This is a genomic window from Providencia sp. PROV114, assembly GCF_032704305.1.
Lineage (GTDB): Bacteria > Pseudomonadota > Gammaproteobacteria > Enterobacterales > Enterobacteriaceae > Providencia > Providencia rettgeri.
In genome coordinates this window covers 4,302,577-4,325,988 of sequence record NZ_CP120528.1, presented here as the reverse complement: position 1 = coordinate 4,325,988, position 23,412 = coordinate 4,302,577, and the positions used below count along the sequence as shown (strand labels likewise).

Here is a 23,412-nt window from a genome sequence, read left to right as displayed (position 1 = left end):
GAGGTTCTGTGCAGTGAATAACTCAGAAACACAACCGAGTCAGCATCAATCGCCAATAGAGCCGGAATTGGATATCCGTGGTTTATGTCGCTCATTGTGGCAAGGTAAAATTTGGATCGTTGCATTTGCCGTTATTTTTGCTGCAATTGCCTTGGGAGCGTCCTATTTTATGCAGCCTAAGTGGAGTGCGACAGCAATTACGGATTTACCAACCGTCAATAATCTGGGAAGTTATTATTCTCAGCAGCAGTTTCTGCGCAACCTCGATTCCCGTATTAATAATACGGGACAAGAAGGGCAATTACCGACAATTGCAAAAGAAGCTTATCAAGAATTCACAAAGCAGCTCGGCTCTTATGATACACGTCGTCAGTTTTGGCTAACTACGGATTACTATAAGCAGCGCTTAGAGAATGACCCTAAAGCAGATGCCGCATTATTGGATGAGCTCATTAACGATATTGAGTTTACGCCAGCAGATGAAGTCAAAAATTTAACCGATAGCATTAAAGGCACTGTTGCAAAGTTAGCGATGAGGCAGCCTTTTGTCTTATTCAAAGGCCTTACATTTCAAAAACTCTGCTTACCAGGCGCATTTCGCCCAGGGGATCACCATAATAAAATGCTGAGGCCTGGCCTTTGCGTAGTGCACGCATCACCTCAATACCTTTGATGGTGGCGTAAGCCGTCTTCATGGATTTAAATCCCAGCGTGGCGCCGATTATCCGTTTCAGTTTGCCATGATCGCATTCAATCACGTTGTTCCGGTACTTAATCTGTCGGTGTTCAACGTCAGACGGGCACCGGCCTTCGCGTTTGAGCAGAGCAAGCGCGCGACCATAGGCGGGCGCTTTATCCGTGTTGATGAATCGCGGGATCTGCCACTTCTTCACGTTGTTGAGGATTTTACCCAGAAACCGGTATGCAGCTTTGCTGTTACGACGGGAGGAGAGATAAAAATCGACAGTGCGGCCCCGGCTGTCGACGGCCCGGTACAGATACGCCCAGCGGCCATTGACCTTCACGTAGGTTTCATCCATGTGCCACGGGCAAAGATCGGAAGGGTTACGCCAGTACCAGCGCAGCCGTTTTTCCATTTCAGGCGCATAACGCTGAACCCAGCGGTAAATCGTGGAGTGATCGACATTCACTCCGCGTTCAGCCAGCATCTCCTGCAGCTCACGGTAACTGATGCCGTATTTGCAGTACCAGCGTACGGCCCACAGAATGATGTCACGCTGAAAATGCCGGCCTTTGAATGGGTTCATGTGCAGCTCCATCAGCAAAAGGGGATGATAAGTTTATCACCACCGACTATTTGCAACAGTGCCAACTTGAGAGGCTTTATGCTCAAAGATGCAATCCAATTCTCTTACCATTCGGTAACGTTACATCGATAGAAAGTTCACCGCCTAAAGCTTTAATGTAGCGCTTCAGAGTTGAAAGCTTCGGATCGTTATCAACATTTTCAAGCTTAGCAATAGAAGGTTGCGAAACGCCCAGTGATTGAGCTAGCTCAGTTTGAGAAAGTTTCAGTTCCTCACGAATTTTAGCTAGTGTGATTTCACGCCGGATTTCTTCTGCTCGGTCTTCAATTTTTGCCAGCGTTTCGGGGGATTGTTTTGCAAGTAGTTCATTTAAAGTGGACATGTTATTTCTCCTGCTCTAATAAGTGCGCTGCATATTCCGCATCGGCCATCTTGATTAATTTCTTGTAGAAACGGGTTTCATCTTTTCCTTTCTTATCACCGGCACATAACACAATGCCACGACGAATTGGGTCAAATGCGAAACACGCTCTAATCGGATGACCACCAACCTGAATTCGCAGTTCCTTCATGTTGGGAAACTGTGAGCCCTTCAGGGTGTCAACTTGAGGGCGTCCAAGATTGGGGCCATCCTCACGTAAAATCATTAACACTGCCAACACTTCAATCTGAGTTTCCTCATTTTGCTCTTCGAACCAAGAATCAAAGAGATCTCTCGTTAATATTTCCCACATAAATATATATAACCTCCGAGTTATAATGAATGATATAACCTGGAAGGTATATTGTCAATTTAATTAATGTCCGATATGTTATAATATTTCGGACACTTGAAATTAATAATAAAATAGTGTCTATTAAGTCGATTATTTTAATTAATAGACACTATATGTCCGATAATGAATTAGGAGACACATTTTGCGTCTTTTTGGTTACGCTAGGGTATCCACCAGCCAACAATCGCTTGACATTCAGAAAAAAGCGTTAATTGATGCTGGGGTTGCAAAGCACCGTTTATTTACCGATAAAGAATCGGGAAGCCATATTAATCGCGAAGGATTACAGTTACTCAAAGTTAAAGTTGAGATGGGTGATATTATCCTAGTGAAAAAGTTAGACCGGCTCGGCCGAGACACCGCAGACATGATCCAACTAATAAAAGAATTTGACTCAATGGGTGTCGCTGTTCGATTTTTGGATGATGGCATAAGCACGGAAGGTTCAATGGGAAAGATGGTGGTCACCATTTTATCAGCAGTTGCTGAAGCGGAAAGACAACGAATCCTTGAACGAACAAACGAGGGGCGGCAAGAAGCATTACTCAAAGGTGTTAAATTTGGACGCAAACGGTCGGTTGACCGTGAACGAGTTTTAGAACTGAAGGCAAGCGGGTTAGGCGGTACTGTCATTGCCAAAGAAATGCAGATTGCGCGTTCAACCGTTTACAAAATTATCAATGAGAAAAGGAGTGGGATAACATAGAGAAATAGATAGCTAAATGACACAAAATAATTTTCCCCACATGAAAACATGTTATAAATGTGTAATATATGGGATTTGATTCTTATCCAATGGGTATTCAATTATCACTAATTACTTTGGAGGTTGTTTTATGGCGTTTCCCCCAAGAGCTGTTCGTCTTAATTTGTTTTTCGAAAAACTTCTAGCTCACCCCCCTGTTGCTGATCGTAAAGAGGCGCTCTCTCTGCTGGTTCGTATAATGGCAGAGGTTGAAGATTTTTATGGTCTTCCTAAAAATGATTTCACTACTCGCATGGGGGTTTTTCGTCCACAAGAAAACAATCCAAATGATTGGAAAGATCTTGATTCCGACCCTTGTTATTGGGATGACTCTCTAACAAAAACTCATCGTACTATAGTGTATAACAACGGCAGAATCATTATTAAAAATATAAAGAGTAATCCAGCTGTTGTGGTGCTAGATAAATCCGGGGCATAGAACGCTTTATATGAATATTTAGTACAGGCCAATATTTAAAATTGATTTGTGATTTGCCGTAGCATCGAGCACAAGTCAGTGCTAGTACAATTTAGATTCTACAAAGAATCTTTTGAATTGCCCCTTAAGTTTTTAATATCCAAGCTAGCGACGTCGTAAAACGAGACGCAATAAAAGGCGCTCGTTTTGTCCTGCTTTTCTCTTCGTCAACTTCCCAACCGATCGTACCATCCTCTCAATTCCGTACAATATTTCAACTATCCGTAGGAGTTGGTCTGATGGCACGCAGGAAGGTTTTATCGAATATCGTTGACCGCCTGGGTAAACAGTATTTGCCCGAGGTGGATGCAGTCAAAATCGCACTTGAGCTTGAGGCAAAACACTTGTACTTACGTGCTGCTAAGCAGTGGGGCGTTGCGATGCAGGAAAACCCCAGTCATGCCGAGTACATCGCGGCTCAACGTTTTCGCTGCATAGAACTATCCAACGCCTACCATGCCAGGCGGATCGAACTTAGCAACATTCACAACGACATTACGTCAATCCATCAGAAAGTCGAAGCGGCGTATGTACGCCTCTGTGTGAAAAGCAACTCTTGCCTGTAACAGATCTGATTTATTTCGTCACCGGGATCACTGCCCGTAAAATTTTTTTATCGCCCAAGGGCGCAACTAACACAACCAGAGAGGTTCTATGTCCACTTTACTAAAAGACTTCGTACTCATGGCGCTGCCGCACCGTGAATGGTCCTGCGAGGCCATTCATTTTCGCGTCAAGCTGTGCCCTGAGCCGGGGAAGTTGGGAAATAAAAATCACACTTACTTCATCCTGGAAGACCTATATGGATTTGACACCAATGAAACGTCGTTTGTCGTGTTCACAAAAATCCTTTTGCAGCGGTTCCCGCACCTGCCACCCAATCGTGTTCACATCCTTATCCATTGCCGAGACATGTCAAAATCTCTGGGCACCAAGGTGTTGCGGTACGATTTAATGCGCGACGAAGATCGCCAAGTCAAGTTGGATAAAAAGCCGGAAGACGTATCGGAGAAGTCGGGCTACGTCTCGATGTGTACCTTCTAACTTTCAACGTTGTATCGGAGGACCTACCTTGGCCGCACCTTATCATCGTTCTGTAGGCTCACCACTATTGATGGGCGCAAAAACCATTCAATTCGGGTCGCATAAAAAAGTGTTTTTCCCTGATTACGATCAGGCATTGATTGTTGCCACCAGCATGACGGCTGAACACCGGTTCCCGATGTGGATTTACAAGGCGCTGCACAATCACCATGCCGGATATTTAATCGCGGGTCACGGGTCGCATACACTGGAAAAACCAGATTCGGCATTACAGTCGAAGCAAATTGACCAGATGCAGTACCGAGATAAATTACCGACACTTTTGGAAAGCAATGCTGTTCGGCCAAGTGCGGTGTCGCGTATTGCCATCCGAAATAACGAGTTTTTGCAGTGCCATGCACGAGTCTCTGAAGCAGACATTATCACCTGGAGCATGATGCAGGCAGATCCGGCGCTGATTTTCAACGTCAACCCAACGAGCAGTCCCGCTGAGGCAAAAAAAATCAGCAATCGCATTAAAGCAATGCTGCAAAATGCCTTGTACTGTCAAACAGCTGTCCGCTGGCTTAACAATTATAACTTCGTGGTAGCAATGCGTTGGGCGGATGATGACGGGTTGAGCCCAAGGCATAAAGTCGAAAATGGCTGGTGGATCCTGAGTGCGCAAGAGCAGGGCTCGCACGGGGTTTCGCCCAAATGTGAAGATGTACAGAAAAAAGCAAACGACCGTTAACCGAAGAGGACAACATGAAAACTGAACAAATTGACATCAAATTGTACCTACAACGTCAAAGCTCCTGTGGGTTGTTGAAGTTCACACGTCTGATGGACTGCATCCTCACACCACCGCTTATCTCCTTCCTTATCATGGCGTTGCTGTTTTCTATCGCTCACCTGATCATCATGCCGAAAATTGTGGATGAGCTCTTATTCATCCCGTTGTGCTTCTTTACCGGGGGCTGTGTCTGCTTGCTGGCCTTTGTGCATTTGTACTATTCGTGTGTGTTTCCACGCCTGTGCCCGCTGCTGGAAGTAAGTGAAATCGAGGCGCTTTGTTCCAAAACGTTCAGCGTATACCAAGAAATGGGGTGTTCAGAGTCAATACAAAAGTCGGGTATTGATTACCTCGACACTCTGATCAGGGAAGGGATCCCAATGAATTATCGCCACCGGCGAAAAATTAACGCATTGGTCGAGGCGGATGAACGTGATTCCAAGCTGAACGCCTTGAGCCAGACATTCGAATCTGCCATTGAAAAAACAAAACGGTCGTATAGCCGCCCCTAAATATCGTAACGCTCAGACCGTCTAACACGAACGGTTTGAGCGCTCAAAGAGAGCATGATGAATATGGATAAGACAGACATTCAACTGTACCTGCAACGGCAGAGTAATAGCCGTATGCTGAAGGTCACTGTGTTTATTGAAAATATCCTCTTGTCGGCTGTGCTGACGCCAATGTTATTTTTTGTGGTCTTGTATGGCTTTACTTATTTATGTACCCATCTGGTCGGTTTCGGTGACTCAGAATTTCACCGTGTAATGGATCTGGCGGGGTACTACGCGCTGGGTTGTGGTAGCATCCTGGTCTTAACTCGTCTGTTCTTCTATGGGGCTTTGCCTAAGTTCAAGGCTCTGTTAACAGTCAGTGAAATTGAATTGCTTTATACGGTGTCTAAGGATGCCTACGACAAATTGGGCTATGGGCCAGAGGACGAGCGTCCCGCCATTGACTATCTCAATGCAGTTGTCATGTCCGGCGTGCCGATGAGCGCGGTGCATACCCGAGCCGTGGATGCCATGCTTTTCCGGGCAAAAAAAGAAAAAGACAATCACGATGCTCGCCTTAAGATGGAAAAAAATATTAATTCGCTGACTGACAGTATTGCAAAAACGGGTCTGACTCAGGATACACCTTCGTTAGAACACCCAGACCACTAACATTGCGAAAAAGGTGCTAACGTAGTCAGTGTGCTTTTAAAGACTTCGCATTTGACTAACGTCTTAACTCAGCCCCAGGGCAACTGTGTCATGAATATCAGTGAGATTTCGGGTAAAATAGCGCTGTAAACAAAAGAGAAATATAGGCAATACTTGACGTTATGAACCAAACAAAGACGACCTTAAACCAAATGAGCGCGCACCTTGCCTGGTGTGCGCTTACCGCATTGGGTATTGCCAAAAGAGATGGCCGTGCTAACGGAAATATACAAGAGCACCTTTTTCTCTTCGAATGGTTGAAGCAGGCAATGCGTCAAAAGCGTTTTCACAAGGACGTTGCCCCTGACTTGCGCTGGCTTATCAGCCAAGGTGAGAATCACCCCACCAATGCCAAGCTGAAGGAAAAGCTTCAATACTTGTACGACAGCGGGACTGGCAAGCTGACCACTCAAAACGACTTGTATCGGCTGACAACGATCTTGGGTACCCTGTCTCAAATGGGCTGGCCGTACTCACTGTTAACGGAAGTGGAATGGCTGAAGATGGACGCGGCACGATTAAATGCAAATACGGACTACCTACGGATCAGAAAAGCCTCATTAGACTCCGGTTTCAATAACGACGGCACACAAACCGACCCAGTCGAAGTGGTGTTAACAGGGAGGGTGGACAAAGTGGAGTCGCTGCTGGCTTCTTGCTGTTGGGGCCTATCCAATACGGAATTGGCGCAAAAGCCGTTTTATCACCTGCTCGCGTTACCGGATTAGCGCTAAGCGCTGCACCATTTTCACAAAAGAGAGCCTCAATAAAAGGCTCTTTTTTTGTCTTAAAACCCCCTCATTCTGCTGCCCTTTTAATTTCGTCAGTCAGTGCCTCAGGGTTAACCTGTCAGTAATACAAGCACAGGGGGCACTATGTCCAAATTTAGAGGCAGTATTACACCCGGCACCGAGTACAACGAGTCCCTTTCGCATTTCCTTGAACAGGAAGCGAGAGCGGGTCATATCTCGTTAGAGGGCATGCGCCGCGTTACCATGAAGCGTAATTTGGCCGGAACAACTGCACTGATCACGGGAATGACGATGGTGAGCGCTGGGGCCAGTTTTATAGCGATGGGTGGTGTAATGCCATTGTTGACACTGATAGGCGCAGCTTCCGCTGTGATGGTCTCAATGATCGCATTAGCGCGTTATCCTGGTGGACTGTTTTACCAAATCTCCGCGATTGAAACCCCGTTTACGCATGCAGCTTTGCTTCGGTTCGCGGCCAGTGGTGCGCCAGAAGACGTCATTCGTGAACTCATTGTACTGCTGAACAAGCAAGAACACGTCTCTTATGCACAAGTTCATGATGTGACTTGGTTCTGTAGTCGCCAGGCCAGTGGAATTGCAGAAAGCCACCTTTTCCATGACCGTTACACACTGATCCGGAATCGACTGGCTTTGGAAAGCCGGAGGGCAGGCTGATGCGGAGCTTGTTTATTCTTCCGTTTGCTGAGCTTCAACACATTGCGGCATGCGCACTGCGTTACCCGCTCATCTCTCGACGTAGTCTTTTGTGCTGCCTTAGCGTGATGTGCGTTTTCTGCCTTTGCTGGTTCTCTCTGGCCGGGTTTGAGGAAACCTCGTTGACACAGTCAACGCTATTGGGTGTCGGCTATATTTGTGGGGCTACATCCGCTATCGGTTGGGGCTTGAAAACCTCTGAAATGTCACACAATGCTCTGCGTATTGGCTTCGGTGTTTTCGCGATCATTGTTCTCTTGCTGAACATTGCGGATAACGGGTTTATTCGTGCCGTACACCTGCTTGCGGAAGGGCAATTATATTCACAGACCAACCGAGCTTCAGTGATGATGGCGCTGCGGGATATGTTACTGATTAACGCCGCTGCCAGTCTTAGCCCGTATGTCTTTTGGATCGGGTTGATGTGGATTGAGTTTCGCAACTTCCGCCATAATGCAACCTTTCGGACACATGCGCTATTGCGTATGGTCGCCAACTACAAGCTGGTGCTTTATCAGATTTTCATTGTGGCAGGGGCATCGTTGAGCCTGCTCCTATTGACCACCTGGACAGTGTTGCCGTTCATGCTTTCGCCGCTTATGACTGTCTGGGTTGCGCTATTTGTCTTCTTATCCATCTATCGCATTGAAAACGGATCCCCTCCAGAGTTTATCTTGCACGGCATTGCCACTGTAGGGCAGGTGCGCCGATGAAACTACCCTCGTCATTCTGCGCGCGCCTGCGTGTTTTCATTCAACTCGGTAAAGCGATCTGCACGAAAGGAGTGCTGAATATCATGTTTGACTCTCAATCATTTTCACCAATGGCGGATGACGCCAACCACAATCCAATTCCTACTGCGAACGTTTGTTGGCATCCCGTGGGCACCAAGGGGGAAGGGTTACCAAGCACTCCCGGCGTGTATCGCTTCCGTGTCCCGATGGAATCCAAGCCGGAGGAAACAGTTGAATTTCTGGCGCAGTTACGCTGGCGTAAACACGGTGTGCATCACGTCTTGATGCCAACCTTTGAATACGTACTGGACGATGAATTCATCACCTTGCCAGAAGGCACCCACTGGCGTCATCGCATGCCGGGTGATCCGGAAATGTTAGGTGCTACACAATTCCCGATCGCGCCAGAAATGGCAGGCGGTGCAGCGGCATGCCCGTTCTGCCACCAACACCCCGTCATTGCCGGTGAAAAAATCAAAGAAGATGACGGCGATCGGTATTACACCCACATCCCCTACAAATTTAACCGATTCTGGTTCACCTGCTGCGAGTGGATAGGCAAAGCCCCGCGCCCAAGCATATCTGCACTGAAGCACGACTGGAGCCAACGTTAAGATGAAATACGCCAACCAGTATCTGGAGAAGAGCGTGCGTCCTCACTGGGCTAACGCCACTTTCACACAAAAAGTCTATCTGACGCTCTTCATGTTGTGGTTCAAAATCATGATGGCGCGAAATGGTGCGAAGCAGCAATATCGAAAACGTGGGTTACTGTCTGTTGCACTCTGGGCCAGTGCCGTCGGGTTTGTTGTGCGGGTCATCACCACTGATGTAGACAGCTGGCATTCACTGGCCGCGTTGTTCCTGTCGTGCATGATGTTATGCCTGATTGCGTTTGCAACACTTTGGACGCTATTCACAGCATTTATTCTACTGTTCAATTACACGTTAAGCTGGTGGGCTGGCTGGGTATATCCCACCAGCCATACCGAAGCTTTCATAACTATAGCGCAGGTGGAAGACGAGAACGCTCGTGCCGCTGCGCAGGCATATATCATGGCGTTTAGCCATCGCACAGTCACCCAGGTCACTATCGCGTTATCAATGATGTTTGCGGCAGATCAGGAGGTCAATGCCCAATGAGTCACTATGCTGACCACATGATTAAACACAACCGACGTTTCGGTACGCATGATGGTGTGGAATGTAGCTTTACCACTTACCTGCCTCACCAGCCTGAGTTCGCTTCGCCTGACAGCAACGATATGACGGAAGCTGAAATTGCCGCGTGCGTTGAAGCCTGGATGAAGTGGCTGCATTGGGAGGTCTATCCCGAAGTACATTTAAAACACCACGGAAAGCGTCCTGATTTTGTTGCCACGAAAGGTCCTTTTGTACAGGTCATTGAGTGCAAAAAAGCGATCGGTTTGCCGGTACTGGAACAAGCTATGGCCTGGTTCTATCCATATCGCAATAACAAGGTAGGCCTTCCCCATCTCATCTATGTGGCCTGTAAGAAGTCGTCTGCCCGCCGAGACTTTCCATTGTTACTCATGCGTCAGTGGGGTATCGGTTTGCTGGAAGTTGAGAAGTCGCCTTCACGAAAACTGCGTTATGACGGAGTCACCGAAAAGATCAGTGAAGCCCATTACTCTCTCAGGGTTCAGCTTGAACCTCGCATGGTTCCTGGCTCTCGTCATCAAGGGAAAATCTTGCGGGCTCAGCTTCACGACGATATGCGGATCGCCGTTGCGGGCACCACAGGCACGGGACAATTTATGACCGACTGGAAACGCACCATGATCCGTATTGAAACGTTGATGGGGGATGGTAAACAAAGGCATGTTGCTGAGATTGTTGACTGGTTAAACGTCAACGGTGGCTATCACTGGGCGAGCCGGAGTAGTGCGGTCAGCGGCATAAACACGTCATTGATGCGCCAAGGCTACGAATGTGAAGCCTATGGTTTTGAAGGTCGCGGCCATCGGTGGAAATTCGTTGAAGGAGTAACCCAAAAGGTCCTGAAAACTTCGTCACCCGAATGACTCGTGATTAACTCTCTACATACGAACTAACACTATCGTTGAGGTATCTCATGACATTTTGGCTGCTCAGTATTATCACACTACTGGTGCAACTCAGTTGGATTGCCATTTCTCCAGACAGCTATCATTCCTGGGCTTATATCCCTTGGATTGCTGCTGATTTGGGCATTGTCGCCTGGTACTTTTTTCGTCCCCATTCTGCGGACGTTTAATGCTGAGCGTCCTGCGTAATTTTTGTATCCTTCATCCGACCACCTGAGAGGTTGCTCATTTGCTAACGTTCATTGCTGCATTGCTGAGCATTACCTGCCTGACATTTTTGGGGCTGTCACTTATGCCTTATTTGTGCAGTCGGGCAGATGGCCTTGTCATGCGCAGGCGTGAAAAAGAGTGGTCATTTCTCTGTGGCTTAATTGCTCTGCTATCCGGCACCGGGGCCTACAAGTTGGCCGCTTACGTTTTTATGATCGGTTAGATGTTTTAAGGGGGTTACAGTGGTTTGGATTTGGGTGGGACTGGGCGCACTTTTTGGCATTATTGAGCTGTTCACATTGACTTTTTTTGGCCTATGGATGGCGCTGGCCGCGATAATTCCAGCAGCTATCACGCTGATTGCTCCTGATGTGAGTTTGCAGTGGCAGATTAGCATTTGGTGCATTGCAACGGTGTGTTGTGCGTTTTTCTGGGTGAAGTTCTCACGCAATAAGCCGAAGCGATACGTGGAAGAACCATTGATCGGCGAGGTCGGTCAATTGGCATTTGCGTTACCGGAAGGTGGGGAAAGTGTGATTTTGCTGACAAAGCCGGTTCAGGGTAACCAGCAATGGCCGTGTAAATCACAAGAGGTGCTGCCACGCGACGCTCGTGTCAGAATTGTGAGTGTTGGTAGTGGTGTTGTTTTAGTCGCCGCAGTGACTGCGGAATAACGTTGATTGGATAGGAAAAAAACATGATTGGACTTATCAGTCTTGCTGTTGTTGTTGTGTTTCTCGGTATCACGCTGTACCAGTGTGTGCGCATCGTGCCTCAGGCGGACCAATGGGTGGTCGAGCGCCTGGGTAAATACCATACGACGTTAAATCCCGGACTGAACATCCTGATCCCGTTTTTGGATAACATCGCCTACCGTATGTCGGCGAAAGATCAGATGATCGAAGTGAAAGGCATTGAAGCCATCACAAAAGATAACGCCATGACGCAGGTTAATGCGATTTGTTTCATTCGCGTCGCAGATCCGAAAAAAGCTGCCTACGGGGTTGATAACTTCAACACCGCCGTGCGTAATCTGGTCATGACCACGATCCGCAACGCCGTTGGTGGGATGGAGCTCGATGAGACGCTGACCAACCGTGACGAACTGGCCGCACGTTTACGTCAGAGTATGGACGTGCAGATGGTTGATTGGGGCCTAAGCCTGCGTACTGTGGATATTCAGGATATTACACCTTCCGACTCAATGCTGAAGTCAATGGAAAAGCAAGCTGCTGCGGTTCGTGAACGCAAAGCGACCGAAGAGCTCGCGGCCGGTAATAAAAATGCTGCCATTATGGAGGCGCAAGGCAAGAAGGAAGCCATGATCCTGGATGCAGAGGCGAAGCAGCAATCGGCTGTTCGCGAAGCTACTGCGCTGGAAACGCTGGCTAATGGGCAATTCAAAGCTTCGTCGAAATTGGCTGAAGCACTCACGATTGAGGGGGGGCGCGAAGCAATGAGTTTCCAGTTAGCGAACAACTATATTGAGACTCTCTCTGTGCTGGCAACCAGCCCTAACGCGAAAGTGGTGGCTATGCCCGCTGATTTGGCGCAAAGCGTTGGTGGTCTCATCAATGCAGGTTCCCTGATGTCTGTCGGTTCTGCTGTGTCCAAATAACCTCAATCGGCCATCACTTTGGTGGCCTTATCAGAAACGAAAGCCCGAGTCTGGTTCTCAAAATCTGTAAAACGAAACACAGACTCTGGCTCTGAAAATGGCGTAACCACATGAATAAATTAATCATTTTACCTCTGGCTTTTTTTCTGGCAGGATGTTCAACCACGTTTGGGTTATCACTGGATGAACGCTACCAATCTGCCTATGAAGAGGTGGTTACGGATCCCAGTTCTGACAACATGACTCGATATATGCAGCTGAGCAAAGAAGTCGCCGAGCGTGACATGCGAAAAGCAACTGCGGCCGCTGAATCTGCAACGCGTGAAAGCGATAAAGGCTTCACTGAATATTTCAAACAATATGGAAGCGAAAGCTTCAAGCGACAAAAAAGATAAGGACTCCCATGACTACACTAACTTCAAATGAATTCAACGCTGGCGCTCTGTGGGCTGCTTATATTTTGATGTCCACGACCCGCGACACCGCCAGTGCGGCTGAAATTTTAAGCCGCATCCCAAACCTTCATTATCTGGCAACACAAACCGCTGAGAAAGAACTCGTGTCGCTACGTGAGTTTGTCCTTAACGAATTGCCTCTGGGAACAGGGCACGGCTTTATCCGCATTGCTTACGGTGCCGAAGGTATCGGTAACGAAATCATTGATCTTCCGGCGAGCGGCGATGTCGATGAGCTGGTTGCAGCGCCTGGCGATACGCTACGATGGGTGGTGTACGGAGTCAGTGCTGACGGCGCTAAGCATGCGCTTATCTCTGCCATCGATATTCCTGATATTGCTCAAAAACATGCTGCGGAATTGGCATCACAACTCCTATAGCAATTGCGCCTCACCAGGGAATGCAATACAGTTAGCCAGCACCACTATTAAATATAAAAAAAGTGTTTTACCTCGTTAGACATAACGATCACCATGCCCGGCTTCCGGGCTTTTTTTATTTTCCTTTCCCTAAGAATGTTTCTGGAAAAGCACCCCATTTTGTCCCCCTTAAAGGTTTGTCATCTGACGCACATCCGTAAAATAAAGATGGTAATTCAGTCAACCATCAATACCAGAAGGATAGTCGTATGGCACAACGTGGTGTTAACAAAGTCATCATTGTCGGGAATCTCGGCCAAGATCCCGAACTCCGTGCAATGCAAAATGGTGGCTCTGTAGCCAATATTTCAATCGCAACATCTGAAACCTGGCGTGACAAGCAGACGGGTGAGCAACGAGAAAAAACAGAGTGGCATCGCGTTGTTTTCTTTGGAAAATTAGCCGATGTTGTTGGTGAGTACCTGCACAAAGGCTCGCAAATATATATCGAAGGACAACTTTCCACGCGTAAGTGGCAAGACCAAAGCGGCACGGATCGCTACACGACTGAGATCGTAGTCAATCCGGCTTCTGGTGGCACTATGCAAATGCTCGGTTCAGCCCCTGCCAGCGGGCAGCAACAGAACCAGCAAAACCCCCGCCAGGCAAATAATCAACCGAATAATGCACCTGGCGGCCAGCAAGGAGGATGGGGTGCTCCGCAACAAAATTCGCAACAGCACAGCCAAGGCGGTTGGGGTGCGCCAAATACCGACGACCCACCATTCTAACATCCACCATCGTTCCGTTATGCAGCCTTCCGGGCTGCATTACTGTTTCTATCTCTCGGAGTCTGACATGAACGAAATACAGGCATCACTGAATGCCATTCTCAACAACGGTAGTATCGGCCAGGCACTCAGTTACGCGGGGATTGCTGTGGCAGGCTTTGCTGTTGCGTCATTGCTGTTTCGTAGTGTGATGATGGTCATGCTGGGGGCGGTTGCTACATTCTATGTATTCTTCCTGAATACCCCTGAAGCGGCACTGGATAAGGCTACCGCAGCATCTTCCCAGCTGGTTACGCAAATGGCGCAGGCCAGTGAATGTGCGGCAGGCAAGATTGAGCATATCCGTAACATTGGTGTTGTGATCCGCAATGGTGACGTTTTAACCATTGCCGGAGATTGTGGATTGTTGCCGAGATAAGGTGTTTCGACAGCGGTTAAACCGGTGGTAGCATTCTTGTGTTACCACTTTTCACTCGCAGATATCACTGATTAAGAAATAAATTCTGCCGTAAATCAGAGAGGCTAAATTGAAAGCGTTCTTCAAAAAATTAATTTCATCGTTGTCTTGGGGAAACAAAAACAATAACACGATGGATGCCAAACAGCACCGCGATACCCTGTACCACATGCGACATGGCCGCGCGCCAGTGCATACGCATCCCGCTGATATGGAAAATCAGCATGATTGACCCAAAAACAACTAAAGCCCTGAATGAACTCGCGATGGGCGCTCAACACCATGAACATACCCTCCTGGCTGAAAATAGCCATTTAATGGAGGTTTTTATCTCGGATCCCCTGGAGAGAGGCTTTACCAAGTTCTTTTGGCGTCCCGAGTTTGGAAGCGACCGAACAAGAAGGGGAACGCTTCTTGGCTTGCGTGAGTGAGGCTTGGGCAACTCGGTATAACGCGAAAGCCCAAGAAACACTGTCAAAAAAAATCGCCGATAACAGTTCGACTGAGAATGACAACCTGTATCTGCTGACAATGTTCTATGCGCTACGCGGCCTGCTGGATAACCTGCTGCCGTTCATTGACTTACACAACTACCAACAATTTGAGCCAGAAGGCGCATTGGCACTTAACGAAATCGTTAATGGATTTGAGGCTGTCACCAATGGTGTTATCACCACTGAAAAGGTGAAGACTGACGTGTTTAGTGCTGGTGTTGAAAATGCCATCATGGCGCTGAATGAGCAAAAGCACATCCTTGCCAATAAAGGGCAAGATACCCGTGGCATTGAGCAATCCATAGGGATTATCAAAGCCTCACTACGTGGAGACAGATCGAATCCAATGCCAGGCCAACGTATCAATTAGCCCCTTGGGCGTAACAAGTGGAGAAATAACGTGAAAAACGGACAGTCTACGCACTCAATGACGACTAAAAAGCTACGCCGGAAGCTGTCCGGATACGGCCTTCGTGGTCAGTTTCTGAAACAACGGGTCCGCGATATCATCGCTGGGCCTCAATCTGGTAGTGGTGGTGATCGTGAATTTGCCTTCGGCTGGTCGCGTGACCAAATGGACAGACACATGCGGCGAGCGCTGATAGGGAAGGGCTACCGCGTGAAGTTTCAAGTCGATAATGCCGAGCGTGTAATTGATAAGCAAGCAGCTTTATTACCAGCTCGTCGTCGCAGTGTTATTTCCATTAGCCGTCGTTATTTAGGTTAGCCTTTGAACCGGCACGCCCTGTGCCGGTCTTCTTTTCCTCATTCGTCCTCGCGCCCTTTGCGGATAGTCTCTGCCAATTCAATGCCAATCTCGCTTAATGTGTACGCGACTTTTAGTGAGCGTGGGTCACGGTACTTGAGCAACAGCCTTCGCTCCACCAACGTTCTACAAGATATGCGCAAATTGGGGCGTTCTACCTCACGGGAACGGCCTTTGTTAAGGATCGAGAAGATGGCTGTGAAAGGAATTGGATTGCTGTTACGCGCCCTAATTTTAAGCAATACGTACATTACGTCTTGTTGTAACGATGAGTTCCGGTGTTGCGTGGTGTTTTCCATGTTTACGCCTAATCATATACGATATGAATAAGCTATCTTTAGCCTGGCTCCATGTCATCGTTTTTAGTCCTCGTTTTGTTGGCCTTTTCGGGCGAGTGGAAATCATGTCCGTAGTAGGATCGAGCTACCCGTCTGGGTGAACATTAACAAGGTGAAAAAACATGTTTAAACGTATCCGTGGCGTACCATTTCTGGCCGGAGCCATTGCCGCATTGTGTATGACCAGTGCCTTTGCTGAAATTCCTACCAATGCGAGTGGGCGACCTGTTGCCGGAAAATCAATGGCAGAATTCCAATCCTACAAAGCCAGCTGCCCTGAGTGCTTACAGGTTGCTCAGGACATTATTAAAATGCGCACCCAGCATTGTCAGCAAGCTGGTGATGTGGATCAGACTATCTTGCAGGACCCGATTTATCCCTACCTCAACGGCATCCGCGTCATGCTTGCCAATCGTGGGGGGTACAACAGCCCCATGTACACATCCGCACGCCAGGTATTCGAAGCCAACGTTAACTGTGAAAACAGCAGCGACTGGGTTGAACGCAGTCAGAAAGTTATCGAAAACACCTTTAGTGGCCCCAAGTAACCCAGCCAGATCATCAACCCGCTAAACCAGCGGGTTTTCTACGCAAAAATTTCGTGAGCCATATCACCCACGTTATGCTATCTCAAATTATCCAGAAGGACACACCATGAAAGACCCATGCTTATTGAACCTGCGGCAGTTGTTCATACAGGATCTGCAATCGCGCTTAAACATCAACCACGCCACGGCCGCTGAGCTAGTAGCCGCAGGCTTTGTCGATGATGATGATGACTCTGAACGTATCGACCTCAACGTGGAATGGAATGCCTGGGTCCGCTGCCACCATGCTCGCCTGAAACAACCGGCATCGCAATTGCTGACACCCGAAACGCATTCCGCTATCGCTACGATGCGTGCGTTGGCTGACGAATTTCGCGAGCACTTCGAAGAGCATGGCGAACATCACCATGCCGTCATCGCCCTGTATGACCGGGCAGACAGTGATTTTGGCTATGAGAATGTCACGCACCTAATTGCGGCGCTGGATCGTCTGGTGGAGCACATCAACCAACCCGTCGATTTATCTTCTGACAGGGTCTATACCGCACAGGTCGCGGGGGCAGTTGCCGCCTATCGTCAAACCGTTATCGCCGCATTAGATGCGGTGGGTAAACCTTGGTCAGCATAATGCTCGCGTAGGTGAGTGAACTTTTTTCAACATCAGCAACCGGAGTAATTCATCATGAACATGAAGTCGATTTTGAACCAAACACTTGAGACGCTGAAAGAGAAAGGGGTCTGTGCTGACAATCTGCGAAAAGTCACGGCCCCCTCAGAGCTCATCACACAGCTGATCTCAACGCTGGCTAACCTGTCCGGTGATTACAAAGGCAGCTATTCCCCGGCTCCTGACTATCAAGGTTTGTTGCGCCAATTTAATGCCCTCCAGCAACTGAACGTCTCATTCGGCAAGCAACTGACTTTCTACCGTGAAAAAGCCAAGCAAGACAGAGACAATCCGGCTGAACTCAAGCGACTTCAAGATGAAGTTAACTCTGAGCGTGGGGCTAACGAGCAGTTGACAGCTGAAAATGAGCGCCTTCGTGCTGAACGACTGGAAGCGGATGCGGAAACGGAAAGACTCAAGGCGTTGGTGCTGACGCTGGGAGGGAACCCAGAGGCATGGGAAAGGAATGCACTATGACCGTTAATTCAGCGGCTGATCTGGCAATTACATTGAACGTCAGTGAAGCCGAAGCAACTCAGTTTGCACTCACTACTTGCCATCTTATGTTACAGCAGCCTGAATTACTGGCCGGGGATATTCTGCATTTTGCACAGCACGGAGCCTGGCTGGAGAATACAGATAAGCCCCTGCTCAAAGGTGAACCCGATACAGAAAGTGTGTTGATGGGGATGCGCGTTCTGATCTACAAATTGGGTAAGCACGAAGGTCCTAACGGTAAAGCCCGCCAGATGTACGACATGATGCGGCGGCTCGGATATTTTACTATGGCGGATTGTCTGCGTTAACAGAAGGCGATGGGGTCAAGTGACCCCATTTATTTTGTGAAGCCATAATACTTCACTTATCCTAAATAATTCGCTGTTTTGCTATTCGTCACCAGTTTGGGTCGAGGTAGTCTAATTATGACTACTTACTAAATTATAGGGATCCGACATGACCACAACTCTGAATCAGCAAGCGGCACCAAAGAAGCGTACCTTCAAAGATCTGCCAGGCTTCGACATCTCTGCAAATGACATGCTGCGTATCATCGATGCGCCTTGCATGATCATTAAGCGTGGTAACGTTCAGTTCAAAGTATTGGAAATGTTGACCCTGACCCTGGTAGGGGACAACCTGAGCGCGCTCGGTGTTGATTACAATACCGGGCAAGTGATCTCCCGTGGAGTGGTCCATAAAGCCAACGGTGATATGGTGGCCTCTGTACCTGCAACCCATATCAGCACCTTGTTCCGTAACATGAAAGGTGAAGAAACCGTGAATGTACGATGCGACCAAGACCGAAATCGCCTCATCATTCGTACCGGCAAAAATGCTTACAACATTCCTCTGTGTATGGACACAATCCCGGTTGTAGACGAGTCCGATTTGACAGCCAAGTACAGCATCACTTTCCCTGCCAATATGCTGCATCGAACCTTGCAACGTGTCATGCACTCTGCGGGTAAGAATGACGTTCGCCATTACATGAATGGGGTTTTCCTGAGTCTGGATAAAAATACCTTCAACGCCGTCGCGACCGATGGGCACCGAATGTCTGTAATGACTCAAGACGTACTGTTTACGAACGAACCACAAGAAGAGATCGTGACACCAGTAGCCCCTGCATCTCTGTCTGGGACTTCTTCTGGGGTCATCCTGCCGATCGAAGTATGTCCTATCCTCATGAAGTTGCTGGGTGCAAACCAAGGAAATTTCCGTATTGACTACAGCGAAAGTTACCTGACCTTTAACCTGGGTGATGTCACCTTGGTCTCCAATCTGATTAATGGCAGCTATCCCGATTGGCATCGTGTTGCAGGTGTTGTTAAGCACAATACAGAGAAGTTCAGCATAAATGCCTTGGTGCTCCGTGACGCATTAAGCCGTGCGCTGCCGCTCATCAATGCAGGCGCAGTCAGTAAGAATGCGAACAGTACAGGCGTATTCGTTTTCAAAAGTAATGCGCTGATGATTAAGTCCCCTAATCAAAACCTGATCGAGTGCAAGGAAGTGCTGGATATCGAAAAAGTGGCAGGGGAGCAGGAAGACAAAATTGAAATCGGCATCAACTGCGAATACCTGCTTCGCGCACTGAATAGCTTGATCTCACATTCAGACGAAGAAACAGAAATAACTGTTGCCCTGAAAGACACGGTAACAGGGTTGGAAATCGGCTTCGGCGATGACTGCTGCGACATCATCATGCCAGTCAGATTCTAACAAGTCGCACTAACTGTTTGTTTTGTTAACCAAAAGCAATCGCACGTCAATCGTGCAAAGCTGCTGGCATTTCCCACTGAAAAACAACGACAAATTGACCGCCTTTTCGAAGGGAATGGGAAACGTCAACGGTTATGATGAGAGCACTTTCTCCCGCATGGGTAACATTTATTTTTCAAAAGTTACCTCTTGCTCCACCAGCAATAAAGAAACTTGAGGATTTTACGTGGAACTGAAGCAATACCATGAAGAAGCCCTTCGCACCGAATCGGTGATCCCTAACATCAGCGGCGTGAGTGTGCCTCACCTGTATCTGTTGTTGTCAGCGGCTCACTCACTGGGTGAAATGCTGGACCAGTTTAAAAAAGGTATTTTTTACCGTAAACCGATTGACATTAATCGCTTTAAAAAAGGCCTGGCCGACCTGCAAGACCTGATCGGCACGCTTTCGCCGGAGTCCATTTCCGCTGATGAGCTGCATGACGACACCAACACCATGATGATGACTGGTTTTGACGGCAAAGCACACAATATCGGCCTCGGTTCCCTGGGTGCAATCGACTCGCGCATTCTGCATGCCTCTCTGGGTGTGTTTACTGAATCCGCAGAAATCTGCAAAGCGCTGGTGAACACGATTGAAGGACAGTCGCTGGACCTGGTTAACCTGTCTGAAGAGTTCGGCGACCTGAACTGGTATAGCCTGGGTGTTTTCCCATCGGCCTCCGGTATCCATTATGGCCGTATTCTGGAAACCAATATCGTCAAGCTGGCCGTCCGTTATCCAGAGAAGTTTGAAGCGTTCCTGGCACACGATGAGAACCGTAATCTCGTCGAAGAGCGCAAAGCGTTGGTAAACGGCATCAAGTAAGCCTTATCCATTCATGTGGGCAACGTGGGGTTGCCCGCTTTCTATGGTGAAATAATGAATACAGTTCTGAAGTGGGTTGGGGGTAAGCAAGGCGTCATGGCTCAGCTGAAGTTGGCGCTGCCAAAGGGTGCCCGTCTGATCGAACCTTTCTGTGGTTCGGGTGCAGTGATGATGAATACCGCGTATTCAAACTACGTACTGGCTGACATCAACGCCGACGTAATCAACACTTACGACACCATCCGCAACGCTGCTGAAAGCGTTATTGCTGCACTGTCTGAACTCTATGCTACGTGCCGTACTCGCGAACACTACGATGCGATCCGTAAAGAATTTAACGAACGTACAGCTGAGCCAGTCCGTATGGCCGCGATGTTCATCTACATGAACCGCCACGGGTATCGTGGTCTGTGCCGGTACAACAAGCGTAAAGGGGAGTTTAACGTACCCTGGGGCGATTACCGCAAACCCTATCTGCCAGAGAAAGAAATCCGCTACATGGCTGACCGCCTTGCAAATGTGGATCTGCTTTGCGCAGGCTATGAAGAAACGCTGAAACTGGCCGGTGAAGGTGACGTGGTCTACTGTGACCCGCCTTATGTCAATCCGGGCAAATTTACAGGTTATCACGCAAGCGGATTCTCTGAAGCCCAACAACGCGAGCTGGTGGGCATTTTGAATACTCTGCCGGAGAAAGGGGTGCATGTGGTGGCTTCCAGCCATGATGCCGAGAACATCCGCGAGATGTATGCCGGATTCGCAGTTAAAGGGTTTTCTGCCCCACGCAGTGTTTATAACGGAACGGGGGAAGGGAAAAAGGCGAATGAAATTATCGCTATCCGTCGGGCTGTATCTTCCGGCAAGACCTCAGCATGACCGTGCCGGTGTTTGAAATTCCACCGCTCAAGGATCCTCTAACTGAGCGATTCTGCGATGAAATTGCCATCATTCACCGGTATGACCCTGCTGAAGCTAGTCGCCAATACCTTGAATTTATCAAAGACAACAATGTGGTGTATTGGGTGCAATTGGCTATTCGTGACCGCATCCAGTACCTGTCAAAACAAAAATCAAAGGGCAAGCCCCTTCTGATTAAAAATCATAGTGAGGGAGCTATGCCTCTTTTTCGTCCCAAAAGTGTCGTGGTGTACCGCATCACCCGCCAGATTGACTTCAGTAACATCACAGAACAACTGAAACCCTTCATGTTTCAGCCGTGCGGCCCGCAGGATATGGCGCGCACTGGTTGGGTCAGCCCGCTGGGTGAAGAGTACGAAGAGCTTACTCACCAGGCGAATGGCCTCATTCTGCTGACTCAGCGTAACGAGAGCAAAATCATTCCTCCGGCCACGGTAAAAGAGCTCGTGCGCCAGCGTGTGACCAAGCTGGAAAAAGAGCAAAATCGTCGTCTGAAACGCACAGAAATTTCAGCGCTGAACGACCTGGTGCTAGGGGAATTGCTACCCAAAGCACTGAGTAAATACGCCAACATGAACATGTGGATTGATCCCAAATCCCGGCTGATCATAGTGGATACCACCAGCTTTAAACGCGCTGAAGACGCGGCAGCGCTCCTGCGTAAAACACTGGGCACTCTGCCTATCATACCTTTCACGTTAGAAACTCCGGTTGAGCTGAAGCTGACCGAGTGGGTTCGCTCTTCCGAGCTGCCTCCAGGCCTGGCGTTGTGCGATGAAGCGACCCTGGAAGCTATTCTGGAAGACGGTGGCGTTGTGACGACAAAACGACAAGATCTGGTTTGCGATGAGATTGCTAACCACATCGAAGCTGGCAAGTTGGTCACTAAGCTGGCGATGAGCTGGATGGAGCAACTTAATTTCGTCATCAACGACAGCTTTGTCATCTCAAGGCTGAACTTTGCTGACGCCCTCATTGAGCAAAACGATGATATTGATCGTGAAGATGAAGTGCAGAGGTTTGATGCAGACTTCGTTTTGTTTACCGGAGTCATTATGGAGCTCCTTGATCAGTTAATTGCTGCGTTCGGCGGGGAAGCTAAGTCCTCAACTGAAGCTGACGGGGGTGACAAAGAGGAAGGCGATGAAAGTGGTGAGGCGGCCGATAACAGCGAGCTGGATGACGACGAATAACGTGTAACCATACCGGGTATGAATTAGGTAATCGAAACCGAAGGTAACGTCTAATGCTTCGTTGGACTGAAGAACAGCAACGCGAATACGAACAGAGAATGGGCCGGAGCGCGAGTTCAAAATCGGTACCAAAGAAAGACGTGCAGCCTGTAACGCCCATCCAGCAAAGCCTTGAGTCTGCACCCGCAGAGTTGACAGCAAAGCTACGGACCCAAGCGCTGGGGCGGTTGCGAACGGGCACAATGAATAAAACAGAAGCACGCTACGCCGAACATCTGAAATGGCGTATGCATGCTGGTGAAGTCGCCTGGTTCAAGTTCGAATCAATCAAACTGCGCCTTGCCGACAAAACAACGTATACAGCGGACTTTTTCGTCATGCTGACCTCGGGTGATCTGGAGGTGCATGAAGTGAAAGGGCATTGGGAAGAGGACGCGAGAGTCAAGATAAAGCTTGCAGCAGAACACTATCCCTTCCGTTTTCTGGCCGTGAAATGGCTCAAAGATGAGGGAGGTTGGAATTTTGAAGACTTCTCTCCGTGGTACAACAAGGAAAATCCATGAGCGTAACTGATAGCGTGGTAAAGCAATTTTTCGAAACCTGGTTCTTATCCACGGAGCGCAAGAAGCGCAATGACGATACTTGGCAACCGCCCGTCGAGGGGCAAATGGATCCCTCCATGTATCACGTTCGCAAGGATGCGGCCTATGAAGCGTGGTTTGCCCGCAGCGATTACCCGCTGTTGAGTGCCAAAGCCATGACTTTGCCGGAAGAGATGTATCGATATTTGCAGAATGTCCGCAAAGCGCGTGAAGCCGAAATTAATAAAGAGCGCCCGCCTGCGGTACTGCGGGACTTGGGCGTTTCTTCACTTAGGGACCTGGCTGACTACCTGATCCGCAACGACATTGCGGACAGGCCGGTATAAC

General features: G+C 48.5%; 35 protein-coding genes and 1 pseudogene. 33 read left to right on the top strand and 3 right to left on the bottom strand.

Going from position 1 to position 23,412, the window contains the following annotated elements; translation table 11 throughout:
- Nucleotides 1-13: 13 nt before the first annotated feature.
- Nucleotides 14-511 (top strand): annotated as a pseudogene (locus P3L37_RS19880) (Wzz/FepE/Etk N-terminal domain-containing protein); the annotation flags it as partial.
- A 52-nt stretch (nt 512-563) separates the two neighbouring features.
- On the opposite strand, the gene P3L37_RS19875 reads toward P3L37_RS19880, so the two are convergent.
- From P3L37_RS19875 to P3L37_RS19865, 3 genes are all read right to left on the bottom strand, one after another.
- Complete coding sequence (locus P3L37_RS19875; protein WP_001067855.1) at nt 564-1,268, bottom strand: IS6-like element IS26 family transposase; 705 nt, start codon at nt 1,266-1,268, stop codon at nt 564-566.
- A gap of 82 nt (nt 1,269-1,350) precedes the next feature.
- Complete coding sequence (locus tag P3L37_RS19870) at nt 1,351-1,650, bottom strand: helix-turn-helix domain-containing protein (protein WP_042847390.1); 300 nt, start codon at nt 1,648-1,650, stop codon at nt 1,351-1,353.
- A 1-nt stretch (nt 1,651) separates the two neighbouring features.
- Nucleotides 1,652-2,002, bottom strand: coding sequence for a type II toxin-antitoxin system RelE/ParE family toxin (locus P3L37_RS19865; protein WP_042847389.1), 351 nt, complete (start codon nt 2,000-2,002; stop codon nt 1,652-1,654).
- Nucleotides 2,003-2,186: 184 nt separating this feature from the next.
- Between P3L37_RS19865 and P3L37_RS19860 the strand changes: the two genes are divergently transcribed.
- The 32 genes from P3L37_RS19860 (at nt 2,187) to P3L37_RS19705 (ending at nt 23,411) form a co-directional block, all read left to right on the top strand.
- Nucleotides 2,187-2,750 (top strand): recombinase family protein, encoded by a 564-nt coding sequence (locus P3L37_RS19860; RefSeq protein ID WP_042847388.1) that lies wholly within the window; start codon nt 2,187-2,189, stop codon nt 2,748-2,750.
- A 130-nt stretch (nt 2,751-2,880) separates the two neighbouring features.
- The gene (locus P3L37_RS19855) at nt 2,881-3,228 is read left to right on the top strand and encodes a hypothetical protein (RefSeq protein WP_042847387.1); all 348 of its coding nucleotides are present in this window, start codon (nt 2,881-2,883) and stop codon (nt 3,226-3,228) included.
- Between the two features lie 278 nt (nt 3,229-3,506).
- The gene (locus P3L37_RS19850) at nt 3,507-3,833 is read left to right on the top strand and encodes a PerC family transcriptional regulator (RefSeq protein WP_042847386.1); all 327 of its coding nucleotides are present in this window, start codon (nt 3,507-3,509) and stop codon (nt 3,831-3,833) included.
- 88 nt (nt 3,834-3,921) lie between these two features.
- A complete protein-coding gene (locus P3L37_RS19845) occupies nt 3,922-4,311 on the top strand; it encodes a hypothetical protein (RefSeq protein ID WP_042847385.1) in 390 nt (129 codons plus the stop codon).
- Nucleotides 4,312-4,339: 28 nt separating this feature from the next.
- Nucleotides 4,340-5,044 (top strand): hypothetical protein, encoded by a 705-nt coding sequence (locus tag P3L37_RS19840; protein ID WP_042847384.1) that lies wholly within the window; start codon nt 4,340-4,342, stop codon nt 5,042-5,044.
- A 14-nt stretch (nt 5,045-5,058) separates the two neighbouring features.
- Nucleotides 5,059-5,598 carry a hypothetical protein gene (locus tag P3L37_RS19835; RefSeq protein WP_042847383.1) on the top strand — a complete coding sequence of 180 codons (540 nt, stop codon included), beginning with the start codon at nt 5,059-5,061 and terminating at the stop codon, nt 5,596-5,598.
- 63 nt (nt 5,599-5,661) lie between these two features.
- On the top strand, nt 5,662-6,252 hold the full coding sequence (locus P3L37_RS19830; protein ID WP_166268309.1) for a hypothetical protein: 591 nt from the start codon (nt 5,662-5,664) through the stop codon (nt 6,250-6,252).
- 161 nt (nt 6,253-6,413) lie between these two features.
- Complete coding sequence (locus tag P3L37_RS19825; RefSeq protein WP_042847377.1) at nt 6,414-7,019, top strand: DUF2913 family protein; 606 nt, start codon at nt 6,414-6,416, stop codon at nt 7,017-7,019.
- 147 nt (nt 7,020-7,166) lie between these two features.
- Nucleotides 7,167-7,718 carry a hypothetical protein gene (locus P3L37_RS19820; protein WP_162762212.1) on the top strand — a complete coding sequence of 184 codons (552 nt, stop codon included), beginning with the start codon at nt 7,167-7,169 and terminating at the stop codon, nt 7,716-7,718.
- 161 nt (nt 7,719-7,879) lie between these two features.
- Nucleotides 7,880-8,470 carry a hypothetical protein gene (locus tag P3L37_RS19815; protein ID WP_042847373.1) on the top strand — a complete coding sequence of 197 codons (591 nt, stop codon included), beginning with the start codon at nt 7,880-7,882 and terminating at the stop codon, nt 8,468-8,470.
- Nucleotides 8,467-9,105, top strand: coding sequence for a hypothetical protein (locus tag P3L37_RS19810; protein ID WP_272667544.1), 639 nt, complete (start codon nt 8,467-8,469; stop codon nt 9,103-9,105). The genes P3L37_RS19815 and P3L37_RS19810 overlap by 4 nt, the downstream gene beginning before the upstream one ends.
- A gap of 1 nt (nt 9,106) precedes the next feature.
- Nucleotides 9,107-9,634, top strand: coding sequence for a hypothetical protein (locus P3L37_RS19805; RefSeq protein ID WP_042847371.1), 528 nt, complete (start codon nt 9,107-9,109; stop codon nt 9,632-9,634).
- Nucleotides 9,631-10,536, top strand: a complete 906-nt coding sequence (locus P3L37_RS19800; RefSeq protein WP_042847368.1) for a hypothetical protein — start codon at nt 9,631-9,633, stop codon at nt 10,534-10,536. The genes P3L37_RS19805 and P3L37_RS19800 overlap by 4 nt, the downstream gene beginning before the upstream one ends.
- Before the next feature lie 50 nt (nt 10,537-10,586).
- A complete protein-coding gene (locus tag P3L37_RS19795; protein WP_162762211.1) occupies nt 10,587-10,748 on the top strand; it encodes a hypothetical protein in 162 nt (53 codons plus the stop codon).
- Between the two features lie 282 nt (nt 10,749-11,030).
- Entirely contained in the window at nt 11,031-11,462 is a 432-nt protein-coding gene (locus P3L37_RS19790) for an NfeD family protein (protein WP_042847366.1), read from the top strand.
- Between the two features lie 23 nt (nt 11,463-11,485).
- Nucleotides 11,486-12,406 (top strand): SPFH domain-containing protein, encoded by a 921-nt coding sequence (locus P3L37_RS19785; protein WP_042847363.1) that lies wholly within the window; start codon nt 11,486-11,488, stop codon nt 12,404-12,406.
- Between the two features lie 110 nt (nt 12,407-12,516).
- Nucleotides 12,517-12,801: a hypothetical protein gene (locus P3L37_RS19780; protein ID WP_042847360.1), complete on the top strand. Its 285-nt coding sequence runs from the start codon at nt 12,517-12,519 to the stop codon at nt 12,799-12,801.
- A 164-nt stretch (nt 12,802-12,965) separates the two neighbouring features.
- Nucleotides 12,966-13,241, top strand: coding sequence for a hypothetical protein (locus P3L37_RS19775; protein ID WP_162762210.1), 276 nt, complete (start codon nt 12,966-12,968; stop codon nt 13,239-13,241).
- A 248-nt stretch (nt 13,242-13,489) separates the two neighbouring features.
- Nucleotides 13,490-14,011, top strand: coding sequence for a single-stranded DNA-binding protein (gene ssb / locus P3L37_RS19770; protein WP_052219401.1), 522 nt, complete (start codon nt 13,490-13,492; stop codon nt 14,009-14,011).
- A 67-nt stretch (nt 14,012-14,078) separates the two neighbouring features.
- Nucleotides 14,079-14,429 carry a hypothetical protein gene (locus P3L37_RS19765; RefSeq protein ID WP_042847355.1) on the top strand — a complete coding sequence of 117 codons (351 nt, stop codon included), beginning with the start codon at nt 14,079-14,081 and terminating at the stop codon, nt 14,427-14,429.
- A 109-nt stretch (nt 14,430-14,538) separates the two neighbouring features.
- Nucleotides 14,539-14,700, top strand: coding sequence for a hypothetical protein (locus P3L37_RS19760; RefSeq protein ID WP_161595381.1), 162 nt, complete (start codon nt 14,539-14,541; stop codon nt 14,698-14,700).
- 149 nt (nt 14,701-14,849) lie between these two features.
- Nucleotides 14,850-15,332, top strand: coding sequence for a hypothetical protein (locus P3L37_RS19755; protein WP_162762209.1), 483 nt, complete (start codon nt 14,850-14,852; stop codon nt 15,330-15,332).
- Between the two features lie 856 nt (nt 15,333-16,188).
- The gene (locus P3L37_RS19750; RefSeq protein ID WP_042847343.1) at nt 16,189-16,614 is read left to right on the top strand and encodes a hypothetical protein; all 426 of its coding nucleotides are present in this window, start codon (nt 16,189-16,191) and stop codon (nt 16,612-16,614) included.
- 106 nt (nt 16,615-16,720) lie between these two features.
- Nucleotides 16,721-17,242: a hypothetical protein gene (locus P3L37_RS19745; RefSeq protein ID WP_042847341.1), complete on the top strand. Its 522-nt coding sequence runs from the start codon at nt 16,721-16,723 to the stop codon at nt 17,240-17,242.
- Nucleotides 17,243-17,296: 54 nt separating this feature from the next.
- Entirely contained in the window at nt 17,297-17,758 is a 462-nt protein-coding gene (locus P3L37_RS19740) for a hypothetical protein (protein ID WP_042847339.1), read from the top strand.
- The gene (locus P3L37_RS19735) at nt 17,755-18,087 is read left to right on the top strand and encodes a hypothetical protein (RefSeq protein WP_166267808.1); all 333 of its coding nucleotides are present in this window, start codon (nt 17,755-17,757) and stop codon (nt 18,085-18,087) included. The genes P3L37_RS19740 and P3L37_RS19735 overlap by 4 nt, the downstream gene beginning before the upstream one ends.
- Before the next feature lie 148 nt (nt 18,088-18,235).
- A complete protein-coding gene (locus P3L37_RS19730) occupies nt 18,236-19,504 on the top strand; it encodes a DNA polymerase III subunit beta (protein ID WP_226617165.1) in 1,269 nt (422 codons plus the stop codon).
- A gap of 226 nt (nt 19,505-19,730) precedes the next feature.
- On the top strand, nt 19,731-20,372 hold the full coding sequence (locus tag P3L37_RS19725; RefSeq protein ID WP_052219399.1) for a nucleoside triphosphate pyrophosphohydrolase family protein: 642 nt from the start codon (nt 19,731-19,733) through the stop codon (nt 20,370-20,372).
- 54 nt (nt 20,373-20,426) lie between these two features.
- Complete coding sequence (locus P3L37_RS19720) at nt 20,427-21,248, top strand: DNA adenine methylase (protein WP_042847337.1); 822 nt, start codon at nt 20,427-20,429, stop codon at nt 21,246-21,248.
- A gap of 239 nt (nt 21,249-21,487) precedes the next feature.
- Nucleotides 21,488-22,483: a recombination-associated protein RdgC gene (gene rdgC / locus P3L37_RS19715; RefSeq protein ID WP_042847513.1), complete on the top strand. Its 996-nt coding sequence runs from the start codon at nt 21,488-21,490 to the stop codon at nt 22,481-22,483.
- A 242-nt stretch (nt 22,484-22,725) separates the two neighbouring features.
- A complete protein-coding gene (locus P3L37_RS19710) occupies nt 22,726-23,046 on the top strand; it encodes a DUF1064 domain-containing protein (protein WP_052219416.1) in 321 nt (106 codons plus the stop codon).
- Nucleotides 23,043-23,411 carry a hypothetical protein gene (locus tag P3L37_RS19705; RefSeq protein WP_042847335.1) on the top strand — a complete coding sequence of 123 codons (369 nt, stop codon included), beginning with the start codon at nt 23,043-23,045 and terminating at the stop codon, nt 23,409-23,411. Before P3L37_RS19710 ends, P3L37_RS19705 begins: the two co-directional genes overlap by 4 nt.
- The last annotated feature ends 1 nt before the right edge of the window (nt 23,412 follow it).